18 protein-coding genes are annotated in these 15,995 nt (G+C 62.3%); 6 read left to right on the top strand and 12 right to left on the bottom strand.

Going from position 1 to position 15,995, the window contains the following annotated elements; genetic code table 11:
* The 4 genes from AD666_RS05160 to AD666_RS05145 form a co-directional block, all read right to left on the bottom strand.
* Window positions 1-1,140 (bottom strand): homoserine O-acetyltransferase, encoded by a 1,140-nt coding sequence (locus AD666_RS05160; RefSeq protein ID WP_053148250.1) that lies wholly within the window; start codon window positions 1,138-1,140, stop codon window positions 1-3.
* Between the two features lie 216 nt (window positions 1,141-1,356).
* Window positions 1,357-1,947, bottom strand: coding sequence for a YggT family protein (locus AD666_RS05155; RefSeq protein WP_053148248.1), 591 nt, complete (start codon window positions 1,945-1,947; stop codon window positions 1,357-1,359).
* Between the two features lie 11 nt (window positions 1,948-1,958).
* Entirely contained in the window at window positions 1,959-2,777 is an 819-nt protein-coding gene (gene proC / locus AD666_RS05150) for a pyrroline-5-carboxylate reductase (protein ID WP_053148246.1), read from the bottom strand.
* Between the two features lie 36 nt (window positions 2,778-2,813).
* A complete protein-coding gene (locus AD666_RS05145) occupies window positions 2,814-3,500 on the bottom strand; it encodes a YggS family pyridoxal phosphate-dependent enzyme (protein ID WP_053148244.1) in 687 nt (228 codons plus the stop codon).
* Between the two features lie 56 nt (window positions 3,501-3,556).
* On the opposite strand from AD666_RS05145, the gene AD666_RS05140 reads away from it, so the two are divergent.
* Window positions 3,557-4,591 (top strand): type IV pilus twitching motility protein PilT, encoded by a 1,035-nt coding sequence (locus AD666_RS05140; protein ID WP_053148242.1) that lies wholly within the window; start codon window positions 3,557-3,559, stop codon window positions 4,589-4,591.
* A 111-nt stretch (window positions 4,592-4,702) separates the two neighbouring features.
* Here AD666_RS05140 and AD666_RS05135 read toward each other — a convergent pair whose 3' ends face one another.
* Window positions 4,703-5,314, bottom strand: a complete 612-nt coding sequence (locus tag AD666_RS05135) for a C40 family peptidase (protein WP_053148240.1) — start codon at window positions 5,312-5,314, stop codon at window positions 4,703-4,705.
* 247 nt (window positions 5,315-5,561) lie between these two features.
* Between AD666_RS05135 and AD666_RS05130 the strand changes: the two genes are divergently transcribed.
* Window positions 5,562-5,990 carry a TM2 domain-containing protein gene (locus tag AD666_RS05130; RefSeq protein WP_053148238.1) on the top strand — a complete coding sequence of 143 codons (429 nt, stop codon included), beginning with the start codon at window positions 5,562-5,564 and terminating at the stop codon, window positions 5,988-5,990.
* Window positions 5,991-6,123: 133 nt separating this feature from the next.
* Here the strand turns inward: AD666_RS05130 and AD666_RS05125 are convergent, their stop codons facing one another.
* From AD666_RS05125 to gshB, 7 genes are all read right to left on the bottom strand, one after another.
* The gene (locus AD666_RS05125; protein WP_053148237.1) at window positions 6,124-7,395 is read right to left on the bottom strand and encodes a dihydroorotase; all 1,272 of its coding nucleotides are present in this window, start codon (window positions 7,393-7,395) and stop codon (window positions 6,124-6,126) included.
* Window positions 7,392-8,396: an aspartate carbamoyltransferase catalytic subunit gene (locus tag AD666_RS05120; RefSeq protein WP_053148235.1), complete on the bottom strand. Its 1,005-nt coding sequence runs from the start codon at window positions 8,394-8,396 to the stop codon at window positions 7,392-7,394. The genes AD666_RS05125 and AD666_RS05120 overlap by 4 nt, the downstream gene beginning before the upstream one ends.
* A gap of 24 nt (window positions 8,397-8,420) precedes the next feature.
* Window positions 8,421-8,927: a bifunctional pyr operon transcriptional regulator/uracil phosphoribosyltransferase PyrR gene (gene pyrR / locus AD666_RS05115; protein ID WP_053148233.1), complete on the bottom strand. Its 507-nt coding sequence runs from the start codon at window positions 8,925-8,927 to the stop codon at window positions 8,421-8,423.
* A gap of 82 nt (window positions 8,928-9,009) precedes the next feature.
* Entirely contained in the window at window positions 9,010-9,447 is a 438-nt protein-coding gene (ruvX, locus tag AD666_RS05110) for a Holliday junction resolvase RuvX (protein WP_053148231.1), read from the bottom strand.
* Window positions 9,447-10,016 (bottom strand): YqgE/AlgH family protein, encoded by a 570-nt coding sequence (locus tag AD666_RS05105; protein WP_053148229.1) that lies wholly within the window; start codon window positions 10,014-10,016, stop codon window positions 9,447-9,449. The genes ruvX and AD666_RS05105 overlap by 1 nt, the downstream gene beginning before the upstream one ends.
* 187 nt (window positions 10,017-10,203) lie before the next feature.
* Window positions 10,204-11,100, bottom strand: a complete 897-nt coding sequence (locus tag AD666_RS05100) for an energy transducer TonB (protein ID WP_053148227.1) — start codon at window positions 11,098-11,100, stop codon at window positions 10,204-10,206.
* A 76-nt stretch (window positions 11,101-11,176) separates the two neighbouring features.
* On the bottom strand, window positions 11,177-12,130 hold the full coding sequence (gene gshB / locus AD666_RS05095) for a glutathione synthase (protein ID WP_053148225.1): 954 nt from the start codon (window positions 12,128-12,130) through the stop codon (window positions 11,177-11,179).
* A 223-nt stretch (window positions 12,131-12,353) separates the two neighbouring features.
* Between gshB and AD666_RS05090 the strand changes: the two genes are divergently transcribed.
* From AD666_RS05090 to AD666_RS05075, 4 genes are all read left to right on the top strand, one after another.
* Window positions 12,354-12,782, top strand: coding sequence for a PleD family two-component system response regulator (locus tag AD666_RS05090; protein ID WP_053148223.1), 429 nt, complete (start codon window positions 12,354-12,356; stop codon window positions 12,780-12,782).
* Window positions 12,783-12,829: 47 nt separating this feature from the next.
* Complete coding sequence (gene pilH, locus AD666_RS05085) at window positions 12,830-13,195, top strand: twitching motility response regulator PilH (RefSeq protein ID WP_053149649.1); 366 nt, start codon at window positions 12,830-12,832, stop codon at window positions 13,193-13,195.
* A gap of 10 nt (window positions 13,196-13,205) precedes the next feature.
* Complete coding sequence (locus AD666_RS05080) at window positions 13,206-13,745, top strand: chemotaxis protein CheW (protein ID WP_053148221.1); 540 nt, start codon at window positions 13,206-13,208, stop codon at window positions 13,743-13,745.
* 180 nt (window positions 13,746-13,925) lie between these two features.
* The gene (locus tag AD666_RS05075) at window positions 13,926-15,986 is read left to right on the top strand and encodes a methyl-accepting chemotaxis protein (protein ID WP_053148219.1); all 2,061 of its coding nucleotides are present in this window, start codon (window positions 13,926-13,928) and stop codon (window positions 15,984-15,986) included.
* Window positions 15,987-15,995 lie beyond the last annotated feature (9 nt).

Raw genomic sequence — 15,995 nt, 5'->3', positions numbered from 1 at the left:
TCACAGCGTAATACGGTTCATGTAGTTGCCGAACGCCTGCAGATAGCGCGGGATCGGGATCAAGAAGGCGTCATGGCCCTGGGGGGCGTCGATTTCCAGGTAGCAGACGTCCTTGCGCGCAGCCATCAACGCGTCCACCAGTTCCCGGGAGCGGGCGGGGGAGAAGCGCCAGTCGGTGGTGAACGACATCACGCAGAACTTGGCGGTGGCGCCTGCGAAGGTTTTCGCCAGGTCGTCGTTGAAGTTTGCCGCCGGGTCGAAGTAGTCCAGGGCCTTGGTCATCAACAGGTAGGTGTTGGCATCGAAACGCCCGGAGAACTCTTCGCCCTGATAGCGCAGGTAGCTTTCGACCTGGAACTCGACGCTGTGGAAGTCGTAGTTGAGCTTCTCGCTCTTGAGGCCTCGGCCGAATTTCTCGCCCATGGAGTCATCGGACAGGTAGGTGATGTGCCCGACCATCCGTGCCAGCATCAGCCCGCGCTTGGGAATCACGCCCTGTTCCTGGAACGAGCCGCCGTGGAATTCCGGGTCGGTGAGGATCGCCTGGCGCGCCACTTCGTTGAAGGCGATATTCTGCGCCGACAGCTTGGGGGCCGAGGCGATTGCCAGGCAATGGCGCACGCGGTCCGGGTAGGTGATGGTCCATTGCAGGGCCTGCATGCCACCCAGGCTGCCGCCGATGACGGCGGCCCACTGGGCGATGCCGAGCCGGTCGGCCAGACGGGCCTGGCTATGCACCCAGTCTTCCACGGTCAATACCGGGAATTCGGCCCCGAAGGGCTTGCCGGTGTCCGGATTGATGCTGCTGGGACCGGTGGAACCGTTGCAGCCGCCGAGGTTGTTCAGGCTCACCACGAAGAATCGATTGGTGTCGATGGGCTTGCCGGGGCCGATGCAACTGTCCCACCAGCCGGGCTTGCGGTCATCGACGCTGTGGTAGCCGGCGGCGTGGTGGTGACCCGACAAGGCATGGCAGATCAGCACGGCATTGCTGGCCGTGGCGTTGAGGCTGCCGTAGGTTTCGTAGATCAGGTCATAGGCTGGCAACGAACGGCCGCAGGCAAGGGCCAGGGGCTCGCTGAAATGCGCCATTTGCGGCGTCACCAGACCAACGGAATCGGGGGGAAAGACAGCTGGCATCGACCCTGCTCTCGTTGAAATGAGGCGTAAGTCTAAAGACCGCTGGGGTTAGCGGCAAGCAATGGGCCGCGCTGATTGTTCAGCAGATGCAAACCTGTGGGAGCAAGGCTTGCCCGCGATAAAGACAGTGCGGTCTTTCAGGAACCGAGGTGCCTGTTTCGCGAGCAAGCTTTGCTCCCACAGAGAGAGGTGCTGACTGATCAGGCCGGTATCGGGTCAGATCAGCACCCGCAGGATCTCCGGCATCATGGTCACTGCCGCCAGGTTGTTGATCACCAGCATGTCGATCAGCTTGAGCACCAGGAACGCCAGGATCGGCGAGATGTCCAGGCCGCCGAGGTTCGGCACGATGCGACGGAACGGTGCCAGGGCCGGCTCGCAGATCTGGTTTACCAGCTCGGCGCCCGGGTTGTGGCTGCCCGGCGCGACCCACGACAGGATCACGCTGATGATCAGGGCGAAGAAGAAGATCTTCAGAAACAACGCGGTCACGCCGATGATCGACCAGATCAGCAGCTGCAGCGGGTTACCAGTGGTGCCATAGGTCAACAGCAGGGTCAGGGCCATCAGCGCCATTTGTATCAGGATCGCCAGCAGCAACGACGACATGTCCAGGCCGAACAGGCTCGGGATAATCCTACGCAGCGGCTTGAGCAGCGGCTGGGTAGCCTTGACGACGAACTGGCACAGCGGATTGTAGAAGTTGGCGCGCACCAGCTGTAGCACGAAGCGCAGCAGCACGATCAACAGGTACAGGCTGCCAAGGGTTTGCAGCACATAGACCGCTGCGGTGTTCAATCCGATCATGAATGGCTCCTTTATTGGCCCAGTTGTTCGGCCATCTCGGCCGAGCGATGCGCGGCGGCGCCGAGTGCTTTTTCCACCAGGGCTTCAAAGCCCCCGGCCTGGAACGATTTGATCGCCGCTTCGGTGGTGCCGGCGGGCGAAGTCACGCGACGGCGCAGCTCGGCGGCGTCAACGTCACTGGACACCGCCATATGCGCGGCGCCGAGGGCGGTCTGCAGGGTGAGCCGAGCGGCGGTTTCCCGAGGCAGGCCAAGCTTCTCGCCAGCGGCGGTCATGGCTTCGATCAGCAGGAAGAAATACGCCGGCCCCGAGCCGGATACGGCGGTGACCGCGTCCAGTTGCTGTTCTGTCTCCAGCCACAGCGCCAGGCCCACGGCCGACAAGAGTTCTTCGGCCTGCTGGCGTTGTCCGGTAGAGACCTGCGGGGTCGCGAACAGACCGCTGACGCCCTGGCGCAGTAACGCCGGGGTGTTCGGCATACAACGTACGATCGGCTGGGCACCGAGCCAATTGTTCATGCTGGCGCAGGTGATGCCAGCGGCAATCGATACCACCAATTGATCAGGCTTGAGGCTCGGGCGAAGGGCTTCGCACACGGTTTTCATCGCCTGTGGCTTGACCGCCAGCACGACGACGTCGACGCCGTCGATGGCCTGGGCGTTGTCGGCGAAGGTTTCGATGCCGTGCTCGGCGCTCACTCGGGCGCGGGTCTCGTCACCGGGATCGCTGGCGCGGATCTGCGAGGCATCCAGGCCCTTGGCCCGCAGGCCGCCGATCAGGCTGGCGGCCATGTTGCCGGCGCCGATGAAGGCAATACGCGTGTTGCTCATGACAGGTCCTTGATTGAAGAGTTGAGTCGGCATGGGTTAACGGGTGCCGTAGTCGCGGGCGCCAAACAGGGCCGTGCCGATACGGACCCAGGTAGCGCCCTGGGCGATGGCGGATTCGAGGTCGTGGCTCATGCCCATGGACAGGGTGTCCAGTGGCAGGTCGAGGCTGGCTTGCAGGCGTTGGACAGTGGCAAAGGCAGTGTCCTGGGCCGTGCGATCTTCGGTTGGTTCAGGAATGGCCATCAGTCCACGCAGCCTCAGGCGCGGCAAGGCGCTGATGGCGTCGGCGAGGGCTGGCAGGTCCGTTGGGGTACAGCCGGATTTGCTGGCTTCGCCGCTGACGTTGACCTGGATGCAGATGTTCAGCGGCGGCAACTCGGCCGGGCGCTGTTCGGACAGGCGTTGGGCAATTTTCAGGCGATCCACGGAGTGCACCCAGGCGAAATGTTCAGCGATAGCGCGCGTCTTGTTCGACTGAATGGGGCCGATGAAGTGCCAGATCAAGGGCAGGTCGGTCAGTTCGGCCTGCTTGCCCAGTGCCTCTTGCAGGTAGTTCTCACCGAAATCCCGCAAGCCGGCGGCATAGGCTTCCCGCAGGGCCTGGGCGGGTTTTGTCTTGCTTACCGCCAGCAGCTGAACGCTGTGTTCGGCACGTTGGGCGGCTTGTTCCGCGGCGCGGATCCGTGAAACTACCTGGGCGATGTTGTCTGCTATGGTGGACATAAAGAAGCGCCAGCGGGTCTGAGGTTCGCGGCATTCTACTGGAATTGAGGAGCGCTATGGATATCACCGAACTGCTGGCGTTCAGCGCCAAACAGGGGGCGTCGGACCTGCATCTGTCCGCCGGGCTGCCGCCAATGATCCGCGTCGACGGCGATGTGCGCAGGATCAACCTGCCGGCACTGGACCACAAGCAGGTCCATGAGTTGATCTACGACATCATGAACGACCGGCAGCGAGTCGATTACGAAAAGCTTCTGGAAACCGATTTTTCCTTCGAAGTACCGGGTGTGGCACGGTTTCGGGTCAACGCCTTCAACCAGAATCGTGGGGCGGGAGCGGTGTTCCGGACCATTCCGTCGAAAGTCCTGACCATGGAAGACCTGGGGATGGGCGATGTGTTTCGCAAAGTGACCGAAGCGCCCCGGGGACTGGTGCTGGTGACCGGGCCAACCGGTTCGGGCAAGTCCACTACGCTGGCGGCGATGATCGATTACCTCAACACTCATAAGCATCACCATATCCTCACCATCGAAGACCCCATCGAATTTGTCCACGAACCGCGCAAATGCCTGATCAACCAGCGGGAAGTGCACCGCGACACCCAGGGTTTTTCCACGGCTCTGCGCTCGGCCCTGCGGGAAGATCCGGACGTGATCCTGGTGGGGGAGATGCGCGACCTGGAAACCATCCGCCTGGCGCTGACCGCTGCTGAAACCGGGCACCTGGTGTTCGGCACCCTGCACACCACTTCGGCGGCCAAGACCATCGACCGGGTGGTGGACGTGTTCCCGGGCGATGAAAAGTCCATGGTTCGCTCGATGCTGTCGGAGTCGCTGCAAGCGGTGATCTCCCAGACGCTGATCAAGAAGATCGGCGGCGGTCGCGTCGCGGCCCATGAAATCATGCTGGGCACGGCGGCGATCCGTAACCTGATCCGTGAAGACAAGGTGGCGCAGATGTACTCGGCCATCCAGACTGGCGGCTCGCTGGGAATGCAGACCCTGGACATGTGCTTGAAGGATCTGGTGAGCAAGGGGCTGATCAGCCGGGAGCATGCGCGGGAGAGGGCGCGCACGCCGGATAATTTCTAAGTAGGTTTCGAGGACGCTATCGCGAGCAGGCTCGCTCCCACAGAAGAGTGCATTCCCTGTGGGAGCGAGCCTGCTCGCGATGGGGCTATCGGCTGGGCCTTGAACGCTGGATCAGCGCTGAACGACTCGCATCCCCGCCGGCTCTTTCGGCAAGACCCGCTTGGCCACCACGTAATGGGTGTCCCAGTAGGGTTTGTTCAAATTGTCGATGGTCACCGACTTGCCACGACGCGGCGCGTGGATAAAACGGTCGTTGCCCAGGTAGATCGCGACGTGATTGACCCGACGGCTTTTGAGCTTGAAGAAAATCAGATCGCCGGGCTTGAGGTCCTTGCGATCGACTTTCTCGCCATGCCCGCTGGCCATTGCATTGGAGGTGCGTGGCAGATCGAAGGTGGCATCGTTGAAGGCATATTTCACCAGTCCACTGCAATCGAAACCCTTGCTCGGACTGCTGCCGCCCCAGCGATAAGGGGTGCCAAGCACATTCACGGCGCGGCTCAGGACAGTGCTGCTTGTCTTGGCGGCCATGGGCGGCACCAGCTTGCTGTTGGCGGTGCTCACACGCTGGGCGTTCTGCCGGTTCTTGCTCGAAGGAGCAGAAACATGGGATTTAGGTGTGAAGCCATTGATATTGGGAAGACGTTGCTCACGGTTGGTGGCGTGGGCGGCCAGGGGCAATAATAGGCAAAGGGTCAGCCATGTCTTGAAAAATGGACGCATTAGGCAGGGCTCATAAAGGTTAGCGCGCAACTTTATAACAGCTTTTTTTGCGATTCCGAGGCCGTTTGTCGATTCAAAAGGGCGCTAAAAAGCGGGTAATTGCGGCATTTTGTACGGATTGTCCGACAGAACCCCCGTATTCCGGGGCTTTCGCCGACTCGCATCATCAGGCACCGCTTGTCGGCTCGACACGAAAAAGTCACAAAAAGTCCCAACAAATTTATCTATCGAGGTAAAGAGACCATTCATGAACAGCTATCAGCAGGGCACAGCGCACGATACACACAGCAAAGTCATCGGGTATCTGCTCTGGATTTTCGGTTTCACCGGTGCCCACCGCTTCTACTATGGCAAGCCGGTGACGGGCACGATCTGGTTCTTCACGCTGGGCTTGCTGGGCATTGGCTGGCTGATCGACCTGTTCCTGATACCGTCCATGGACCGCGAAGCGGACCTGCGCTTCACTCCGGGGCCGATCGAATACAGCGTGGCGTGGATCCTGCTGACGTTTCTCGGTGTTTTTGGTGTGCACCGCATGTATCAGGGCAAGTGGCTCAGCGGTATCGTCTACTTGCTGACCGGCGGGGTGTTCTTCCTGGGGGTGCTGTATGACTTCTGGACGCTGAACGATCAGGTGTCGATTCGTAATGCGCAGAAGCGAGGGGCTTTTCAGTAAGGCGGGAAGACCGAGTCGCCTGTATTCGCGAGCAAGCCCGCTCCCACACTGGATCTTCAGTGATCACATATCTTGTGAGCACCCTATGATCCAATGTGGGAGCGGGCTTGCTCGCGAAGCAGGCGACGCGGTATCAGGCCTGGTGGGTAATCCGTCCATCCATCAAGGTATAACGCACCACACCCGGCAGGCTGTGACCGAGGAACGGGCAGTTGTCACCCTTGGAGCGCCAGGCTTCGCCGGCCACGGTCGATGCGCACGGGTCGAACAGTACCAGGTCCGCCGCCGCGCCGACGGCCAGTTTGCCAGCCGGCAGCTCCAGCGCCTGGGCCGGGCCGGTGCTCAGGCGAGCCAGCAGGGTCGGCAGGTCCAGCAAGCCGTCTTCCACCAATGTCAGGGCCAGCGGTAGCAACAATTCGACGCTGCTGATGCCAGGCTCCGTGGCACCGAACGGCGCCAGCTTGGCATCGCGCTCGTGGGGCTGGTGATGGCTGGCAATGGCCGAGATCACGCCGGACTTCACGGCTTCACGCAGGCCATCCCGGTCGGCGCGGGTGCGCAGAGGCGGTTGGACGTGATAGACGCTGTTGAAGTCGATCAGCGCTTCGTCGGTCAGGATTAACTGGTACAGCGCCACATCAGCGGTGACCGGCAGACCACGAGCCTGGGCCTGGGCGATCAGCGCCGCGCCACGAGCGCTGGTGAGCTGGCTGAAGTGGGCGCGCACGCCGCTCTGTTCCACCAGCAGCAGGTCCCGGGCCAGGGCCACGGTCTCGGCGGTTTCCGGAATGCCGGGCAGGCCGAGGAAACTGGCGGTCGGGCCTTCGTGGGCCAGCCCGCCGTCGGCCAGGTCATTATCCTGCGAGTTGAAGATCACCGTCAGGCCGAAGGTCGCCGCGTATTCCAGGGCGCGACACAGCGTGCGGGTGTTGCGGAAGTTGTTCAAGCCGTTGCCGAAGGCCACGCAACCGGCGTCACGCAGGGCGATGAGTTCGGCCAGTTGCTCGCCTTCCAGGCCTTTGCTCAAGGCGCCAATGGGGAACACCTTGGTGTTGCCGGCTTCGCGGGCGCGGTCGAGGATCAGTTCGGCCACGGCCGACGTGTCCAGGACCGGTTTGGTCCGTGGCGGGCAGCACAGGCTGGTCACGCCACCGACGGCGGCAGCGTGTGTCTCGCTGACAATGGTGCCTTTGCGACTGTAGCCGGGCTCGCGCAGGGCGACGTTCAGGTCTACCAGACCGGGCGCGGCCACCAGACCCCGGGCATCGAGGGTCTGGGCGGCAGTGAAGCCGGCCGGTGCGGCGCCAAGCGCGGCGATCTTGCAGGCATCGATATGAATGTCGGTCACTTGATCCAGGCCGCTGGCCGGATCGATCACGCGTGCGCCGAGAATGCTGAGTTTCACTGGGCGTTCTCCTGGTCGAGTTGGCGCTGGGCCGTTTGTCCGCTCATGGCCATGGAGAGCACGGCCATGCGAATGGCGATGCCGTAGGTCACTTGGTTGAGGATCACTGAATGCGGGCCGTCGGCCACTGCCGACTCGATCTCTACGCCTCGGTTGATCGGTCCCGGGTGCATGACGATGGCGTCGGGCTTGGCCCCGGCCAGTCGGGCGGTGGTCAGGCCGAACAGGCGGTAGAACTCGCCTTCGCTGGGCAACAGGCCGCCGGTCATGCGTTCACGTTGCAGGCGCAGCATGATCACCACGTCGACATCCTTGAGGCCTTCGGTCATGTCGGTGTAGACCTTCACGCCGTATTGCTCGACGCCAATGGGCAGCAGGGTCTTGGGGGCAATCACCCGGATGTCCGGGCAGCCGAGGGTCTTGAGGGCCAGCATGTTGGAGCGGGCCACCCTGGAGTGCAGGATGTCGCCGACGATGGCCACCGAGAGATTCTCGAAGCCGCCCTTGTGGCGGCGGATGGTGAGCATGTCCAGCATGCCCTGGGTCGGGTGGGCGTGACGGCCGTCGCCGCCGTTGATGATCGCCACCTGCGGGCAGACATGTTCGGCAATGAAATGCGCCGCCCCGGAATCGCCGTGACGCACCACGAACATGTCCGCAGCCATGGCTTCGAGGTTGCGCAGGGTATCGAGCAGGGTCTCACCCTTGCTCGCCGAAGACGTGGACACGTTGAGGGTGATCACGTCCGCCGACAGCCGCTGGGCGGCCAGCTCGAAGGTTGTGCGGGTGCGGGTGGAGTTTTCGAAGAACACGTTGCACACGGTCTTGCCGCGCAGCAACGGGACTTTCTTCACCGCCCGGGCGCCGACCTCGAGGAACGAGTCGGCAGTGTCGAGAATTTCCGTCAGCAGCTCGCGGCGCAGGCCGTCGAGGGACAGGAAGTGCCGCAGCTGGCCCTGATCGTTGAGCTGCAGCGGGCGCTTGGTTTCGAGAGGCGTCATCGCGATGGACTCTTACAAGGGCAGTTAAAGGGCAAGGTCTTGCAGTTCGAGTTGCAGCGGCGTCGGGCCCAGGAGCTTGACCCGCTCGTGAGCGGCCAGCGTCAGCGTCGCGCCGACCACGTTCGGGCGAATCGGCAGTTCGGCGGCGTCCAGGTCCAGCAGGCAGACCAGGGTCACGCTGGCCGGGCGGCCATAGTCGAACAACTCGTTCATGGCGGCGCGGATGGTTCGGCCGCTCATCAGAACGTCGTCGATCAGCACCAAGTGCTGGCCCTCGATCTCGAAGGGTAGCGCCGAAGGACGCACTTGCGGATGCAGGCCGTTCTGACTGAAGTCGTCGCGGTAGAAGGATACATCCAGGGTGCCCAGGGGCGACTGGCTGCCCAATACTTCGAGCAAGGCCTGGGCGACCCACACGCCACCGGTGCGAATACCGATATAGCGCGGCTCGCTGATGCCGCGTTGTTCCAGGTGTGCCTTGAGACGGATCGCCATCTGACTGATCAGTTCGGCAGGATTGGGCAGGCTCATGCTGGCTCCTTCAGGTTTCCGGGCCGGTGTGAGTGGCGCGGTTCATCGCTAAAAGAAAGCGCCTTGGCGGCGCTTTCGAAAATCAGGTATCGAACAGGGCGGTATTGGCATCGAGCCAGCCCTGCAACAGCAGGGCGGCGGCGATGGCGTCCACCGGGTTGTCGCGGTAACTGCCTTTCTGCCCCCCGCGCCCTTGGCGCTCGCCCTTGGCTTCGAACGTCGTGAGGCGCTCGTCGTGGGTATAGAAAGGCAGGTTGAAACGGCCGTTGAGCCGGCGGGCGAACTTTTCGGCGCGTACGCACATGTCGCTGGGCGTGCCGTCCATGTTCAGTGGCAGGCCGACCACCACGGCGTCGGGTTTCCATTCCTTGATCAGCGCTTCGACCTGATTCCAGTCCGGCACCCCGTTCTGCGCCTTCAGCGTGCACAGCTCGCGGGCCTGCCCGGTCACGACCTGGCCGACCGCGACGCCGATCTGTTTGGTGCCGTAATCGAATCCCAGCAGCAAACGCAGGGCCATCAGGCGTGGCCTGCCTGACTGGTCAGCAGGCTGAGGTTGATACCCAGCCGGCTGGCCGCCGCTTCCAGGCGCAGTTCGCTGCTGGTATTGAACAGGATGTCGGCGTCGAACGGGCAGGTCAGCCAAGCGTTGTCGGCGAGTTCGGCTTCCAGCTGCCCGGCTTCCCAACCGGCATAACCGAGGGCGATCAGGCTTTTTTCCGGGCCGACACCATCGGCAATGGCGAACAGTACATCCTGGGAGGTGGAAAGCGATATGCCATCAAGCTCCACGGTGGCCTGATAACTCTGTCCCGACGGATGGAGCACGAAGCCGCGGTCAGTCTGTACCGGGCCACCGATGAAAATCGGGACGTGCTGGCACAACAATGGCGGCTCTACTTCGGGGCGCAACTGCTCGAGAATGTCCGCCAGGTTGAGCTCCTGCGGCCGATTGATCACTAGCCCCATGGCGCCATTGGCCGTGTGCTCGACGATGTAGGTCAAGGTGTGGGCAAAGTTCGGATCGGCCATGTGCGGCATGGCAATCAGGAAGTGATGCTTGAGGTAGGTGGGGCTGACATTTTTCATAGGCGCTAGTGTGGCGGTGCAGGGCGGAACTGACAAGCTGGGGATGTGCAGGAAATGCAGCAGTGGGTCCTCATCCCGCTGTGGGAGCGGGCTTGCTCGCGAAGGGGCCAGTACAGTCAATGGCTATCTTGTGACTGGGCCACCGTCTTCGCGGGCAAGCCCGCTCCCACAAAGGTTGTGCGGTGGATCAGTTGCTCGAAAGCCGGTCACCCCGGGCAAATTTCCAGGTGCGAATGATTTCCAGGCGGTCGATGTCCGACAGGTCCCCGGTAAACGGCGCGAATGGCGCGGCCAGGCGCACGATGCGCTGGGCCGCCTGGTCCAGCAATGGCTGGCCGGAAGACTCCAGCACCAGCACTTCATACAAGGAACCGTCGCGGTTGATCGAGACCATCAGCCGCAGGTTGCCGTAGATCTGCTTGCGTCGGGCTTCGTCGGGGTAATTGAGGTTGCCGATGCGCTCGACTTTCTTGCGCCACTCATCCTTGTACCAGGCGCCCTTGTCGCGCATGGTCGAGGCGGCGCTCAAGCGGTGAATGCGCGGGCGCTTGGCATAGAGCTGCTGTTCCTGGGCCAGTTCGGCTTCCAGGCTGGCGATGTCGCTGGACAACTGGGCGCTGTCGAAGGTCGGCGTCGGGGCCTTGGGCTTGGGATCGGGCTTGACCTCTTCCTTGACCGGGGCTTTTTTCGGCTTCGGTGCCACAGTGGTCACGGCCGCCTTGGGCGCGGTTTCCTGCACTTCGGGCTTGGCTGCCGGCGCAGGGGTGGCCTTTTGCACTTGATTGTCCTGGAAGGGTGCGATCTCGGTGGTCTTGGGGGTCGCCTTCTTTTCCAGGGTGCCGCTGCCCTGCTGGTTATCCTGGGCCAGGAAGTCCGCCTGCTTGGGCTTGGTTTCGCTCTTGAAGGTGGCCAGGGTGATTTCCAGGGTCTGGCTGATCTGCTTGGGTTCGACCGTGGCAAACCCGACGCCCAGCAGCAGGGCCAGGTGGATCAGCGCTGCCAGGAACAAGGTAAAACCAAGGCGATCGGCCGGGCGCACGCCGCGATGGGCGAGTTCTTGGGGCAGATCGGATGGGAGGGTCATGACAAGGAAACCAGCATCGCGTTTTTTTCAGGCCGGGCATGATAACGCAATGTCGGTTTCCTTCATCAGATCCGGATCAACGAGCCTTGAGCTTCTGATCGATGGCATCCATCAGCAGGCCGCCGATGTCGGTGCCGAAGGCGTTGTCGATCTCGCGGATGCAGGTCGGGCTGGTGACGTTGATTTCCGTCAGGTGTTCGCCGATCACGTCCAGGCCCACGAACAGCAGGCCTTTTTCCCGCAGGGTCGGACCGACCTGGGCGGCGATCCAGCGGTCTTTCTCGGTCAGCGGTCGCGCTTCGCCCCGACCACCGGCCGCCAGGTTGCCACGGGTTTCGCCGGCCGCCGGGATGCGTGCCAGGCAATAGTCCACCGGCTCGCCGTCGATCATCAGGATGCGCTTGTCGCCGTCGACGATGGCCGGCAGGTACGCCTGGATCATGATCTGCTGCTGGCCGTGCAGAGTCAGGGTTTCCAAGATCACCGACAGGTTCGGATGGCCGGCGGTGTGGCGGAAGATCGAAGACCCGCCCATGCCATCCAGCGGCTTGAGGATCACGTCGCCGTGATGGTCGGCGAATTCTCGCAGTACATCCGGGCGCCGGCTGACGATGGTGGGGGGCGTGCAGTGCGGGAACAGTGTGGCGAACAGCTTTTCGTTGCAGTCGCGCAGACTCTGGGGCTTGTTGACCACCAGCACGCCGGCGCTTTCGGCTTGTTCCAGCAGGTAGGTGGAGTACACGAACTCCATGTCGAAAGGCGGATCCTTACGCATCAGGATCACGTCCAGATCGCTCAGCAATGCATCGCTTTCGGCGTCCAGTTCGAACCATTTCTCCGGGTTGGCGAAGACTTTCAGCGGCTTCATCCGCGCCCGCGCCTGGCCTTCGGCCTGGTAGAGATCGCGCTGCTCCATATAGAACAGCTCCCAGCCGCGCTTTTGGGCGGCCAGCAGCATGGCCAGCGAGCTATCCTTTTTGTAGGAAATGCTGGCAATAGGGTCCATGACAATGCCGACGCGTACGCTCATGGCTTGGTTCCTCGAAATCTGATGGACACGAATGATGTAAAAAAGTGGCGTCAGAGTGGCGCCCGGCGAATTGGCGGTCAAGGAAAAACCATCGCACCGAGCGGCCGATAGCCCGGCGCCGGAGACTGTGCTAAAAAGGCTGCCATGTGGCGCGCGGGCCTTGAACATCAAGGGCTTGCGCCGTCGGTCGCATTTACGCGTAAAAAACCGGTTCGCAGTGGCAATGGCAGAGCATCTTACGCAACAACAACCCAGCGCCTTGAAGGTCATGGTCATCGACGACTCGAAGACCATCCGCCGCACCGCCGAAACCTTGCTGCGCAACGTGGGTTGCGAAGTGATCACGGCTGTCGACGGCTTCGATGCCCTGGCCAAGATTACCGACCATCATCCGGGCATCATCTTTGTCGACATCATGATGCCGCGTCTGGACGGTTATCAGACCTGCGCCCTGATCAAGAACAACAGTGCGTTCAAGGCCACGCCGGTGATCATGCTGTCGTCCCGCGATGGCCTGTTCGACAAGGCCAAGGGACGCATCGTCGGTTCCGATCAGTTTTTGACCAAGCCTTTCAGCAGGGAAGAACTGCTGGGCGCGATACAGGCCCATGTCCCGGGCTTTGCCGCCGTCCAGCCGCACCAGGCACATTAAATGACGCTCGGCCGTTGGGCCTGGGGTCGACAAAAATGGGGAACACCATGGCACGAATTCTGATCGTCGATGATTCGCCGACCGAAATGTACAAGCTGACCGGCATGCTGGAAAAGCACGGCCATCAGGTCCTGAAAGCTGAGAACGGCGCCGACGGCGTGGCCCTGGCGCGCCAGGAAAAGCCCGACGCTGTGCTGATGGACATCGTCATGCCGGGCCTCAATGGTTTCCAGGCGACACGCCAGCTCACAAAGGACCCGGAAACCGGCCATATCCCGGTGATCATCATCACCACCAAGGACCAGGACACCGACAAGGTCTGGGGCACGCGCCAGGGCGCAAAGGATTACCTGACCAAGCCGGTGGACGAAGACACCCTGATCAAGACCCTCGACAACGTACTGGCGGGTTGACGTCGCGGCCATGAGCCCATCCCTGACCGCGTTCGAACTGCTGGCGCAGATTGACCGGCGCTGCCGGTCGCTGGCCGCGGACCTGCCGTCCCAGCCGATCCTGCGCCATAACTGGAGTGGCATCGGCTTTCGCCTGGGCGAGCACTGGTACGTGGCCCCCATGGACGAAGTCAGCGAAGTGCTGCATGAGCCGCGCCATACGCATCTGCCCGGGGTCAAGCCATGGGTGCGCGGCGTGGCTAACCTACGTGGCCGGCTGTTGCCCTTGATGGACCTGTGCGGTTTTTTCGGTCATGAACTGTCGGCCGTGCGCAAGCAAAGGCGGGTGCTGGTGGTGGATCACGACGAGATATTTGCCGGGTTGCTGGTGGACGAAGTCCTCGGGCTGCAGCATTTCGCCCAGGACAGCCTGGAGCCCACGCCTGTTGGCGATCTCGACGGGCCGGAAGCGGTATTCGTCAAGGGCCGGTTTCGCGGCGAGCGGCAGTGGCAGGTGTTCAGTCCTTTCGCGTTGACGCGGTCGGCGGGGTTCATGGATGTGGCGATTTAACAGATACAGCGCAGCCTCCTGTGGGAGCGAGCCTGTGGGAGCAAAGCTTGCTCGCGATGCAGACGCCTCGGTCGGCAGCAAACCGTGTTGTCATCATCGCGGGCAAGCCTTGCTCCCACAGAGCCGCCCTGAGGTCAGTCACCCATGGCGAGTTGGATTGGGCAGTACAGGCGAGAACCGATGATCAAAGCAAGCACAGGCAAGCCACTGGAAGCGTCGCGCAGTCGTTCGCAGATCATCGTGCTGTTCGTCGCGCTGATCGTCTTCATCATGCTGTTGTTCGCCAATTTCGCCTACCTCAATACCCAGTCCACCTACGACAAGCAGTACATCGGCCATGCCGGCGAGTTGCGCGTGCTGTCCCAGCGCATTGCCAAAAACGCCACCGAGGCCGCCGCTGGCAAGGCTGCGGCATTCAAGCTGTTGAGCGACGCCCGCAACGATTTCGCCCAGCGTTGGGGGTATCTCAAGCAAGGCGACCCGGTGACTGGACTGCCGCCGGCGCCCTCGACCCTGCGGCCCCAGTTGCGCGCCGTGCAACTGGACTGGGAGCGCCTGCTCAAGAACACCGATGCCATCCTGTCCAGTGAGCAGACCGTGCTGTCGTTGCACCAGGTGGCGGCGACCCTGGCCGAAACCGTGCCGCAGTTGCAGGTCGAGTACGAGAAAGTCGTCGAAATCCTGTTGCAACGTGGCGCGCCCGCCGGCCAGGTGGCCATGGCCCAACGTCAGTCGTTGCTGGCCGAACGCATTCTTGGCGCAGTGAACACCGTATTGGCGGGGGATGAGAACGCCAGCCAGGCCGCCGACACCTTCGGCCGCGATGCCGCACGTTTCGGCCAGGTACTCAACGGCATGCTGCAAGGTGATCCAACCTTGAAGATTTCCCAGGTCCAGGACCGCGACGCCCGGGCACGCCTCACTGAAATCAGCGAGCTGTTCGAGTTCGTTTCGGGCTCGGTAGACGAAATTCTCGAGACCTCGCCGGAGCTGTTCAAGGTCCGCGAATCGGCTGGCAATATCTTCAACCTGTCACAGACCCTGCTCGACGAAGCCTCGCACTTGACCACGGCACTGGAGAACCTCGCCGCAGGCCGCTCCGTCCACACCATCGGTGGCTACGTGCTGGGCCTGCTGGCGCTGACGTCGATCATCCTGATCGGCCTGGTCATGGTCCGTGAAACCAATCGCCAACTGCACGAAACCGCGCAGAAGAACGAGCGCAACCAGAACGCGATCATGCGTCTTCTGGACGAAATCGCCGACCTGGCCGACGGTGACCTGACTGTCACGGCGTCGGTTACCGAGGACTTCACCGGTACCATCGCCGACTCTATCAATTATTCGGTGGACCAACTGCGTGACTTGGTCGCCACCATCAATCTCACCGCCGGCCAGGTCGCCGCGGCGGTCCAGGAAACCCAGGCCACCGCCATGCACCTGGCCCAGGCTTCCGAACACCAGGCCCAGCAAATCAGCGAAGCTTCGACTTCAATCAATGAAATGGCTCAGTCCATCGACCAGGTTTCGGCCACCGCCGCCGAGTCGTCGGCGGTGGCCGAGCGCTCCGTGGAGATCGCCAACAAGGGCAACGAGGTGGTGCACAACACCATTCATGGCATGGACAATATCCGCGAGCAGATCCAGGACACCGCCAAACGCATCAAGCGCCTGGGCGAGTCTTCCCAGGAAATCGGCGACATTGTCAGCCTGATCGACGACATCGCCGACCAGACCAACATCCTGGCCCTCAACGCCGCCATCCAGGCGTCCATGGCCGGCGATGCCGGGCGCGGGTTCGCAGTGGTGGCCGACGAGGTGCAGCGGCTGGCGGAGCGTTCTTCCGCGGCAACCCGGCAGATCGAAACGCTGGTGCGGGCGATTCAGGCCGACACCAACGAAGCGGTGATTTCCATGGAGCAGACCACCAGCGAAGTGGTGCGCGGCGCCCGCCTGGCCCAGGATGCCGGTGTGGCCCTAGAGGAAATCGAAGGCGTGTCCAGGACCCTCGCGGCGCTGATCCAGAGCATTTCCAACGCAGCGCGACAACAAACCACCTCGGCGGGGCAGATTTCCCTGACGATGAACGTGATCCAGCAGATCACCACGCAGACATCGTCCGGCTCCACTGCTACCGCCGAGAGCATCGGTAACCTGGCGAAGATGGCCAGCCAACTGCGTCGTTCGGTGTCGGGGTTCACCTTGCCGGCAGCGCCCGAATTGGACGAGGACAAGGTGTGACGGTTCTGT

Source organism: Pseudomonas sp. Pf153 (assembly GCF_001269775.1).
GTDB lineage: Bacteria > Pseudomonadota > Gammaproteobacteria > Pseudomonadales > Pseudomonadaceae > Aquipseudomonas > Aquipseudomonas uvaldensis.
This window is presented reverse-complemented; position numbering and strand designations above follow the sequence as displayed.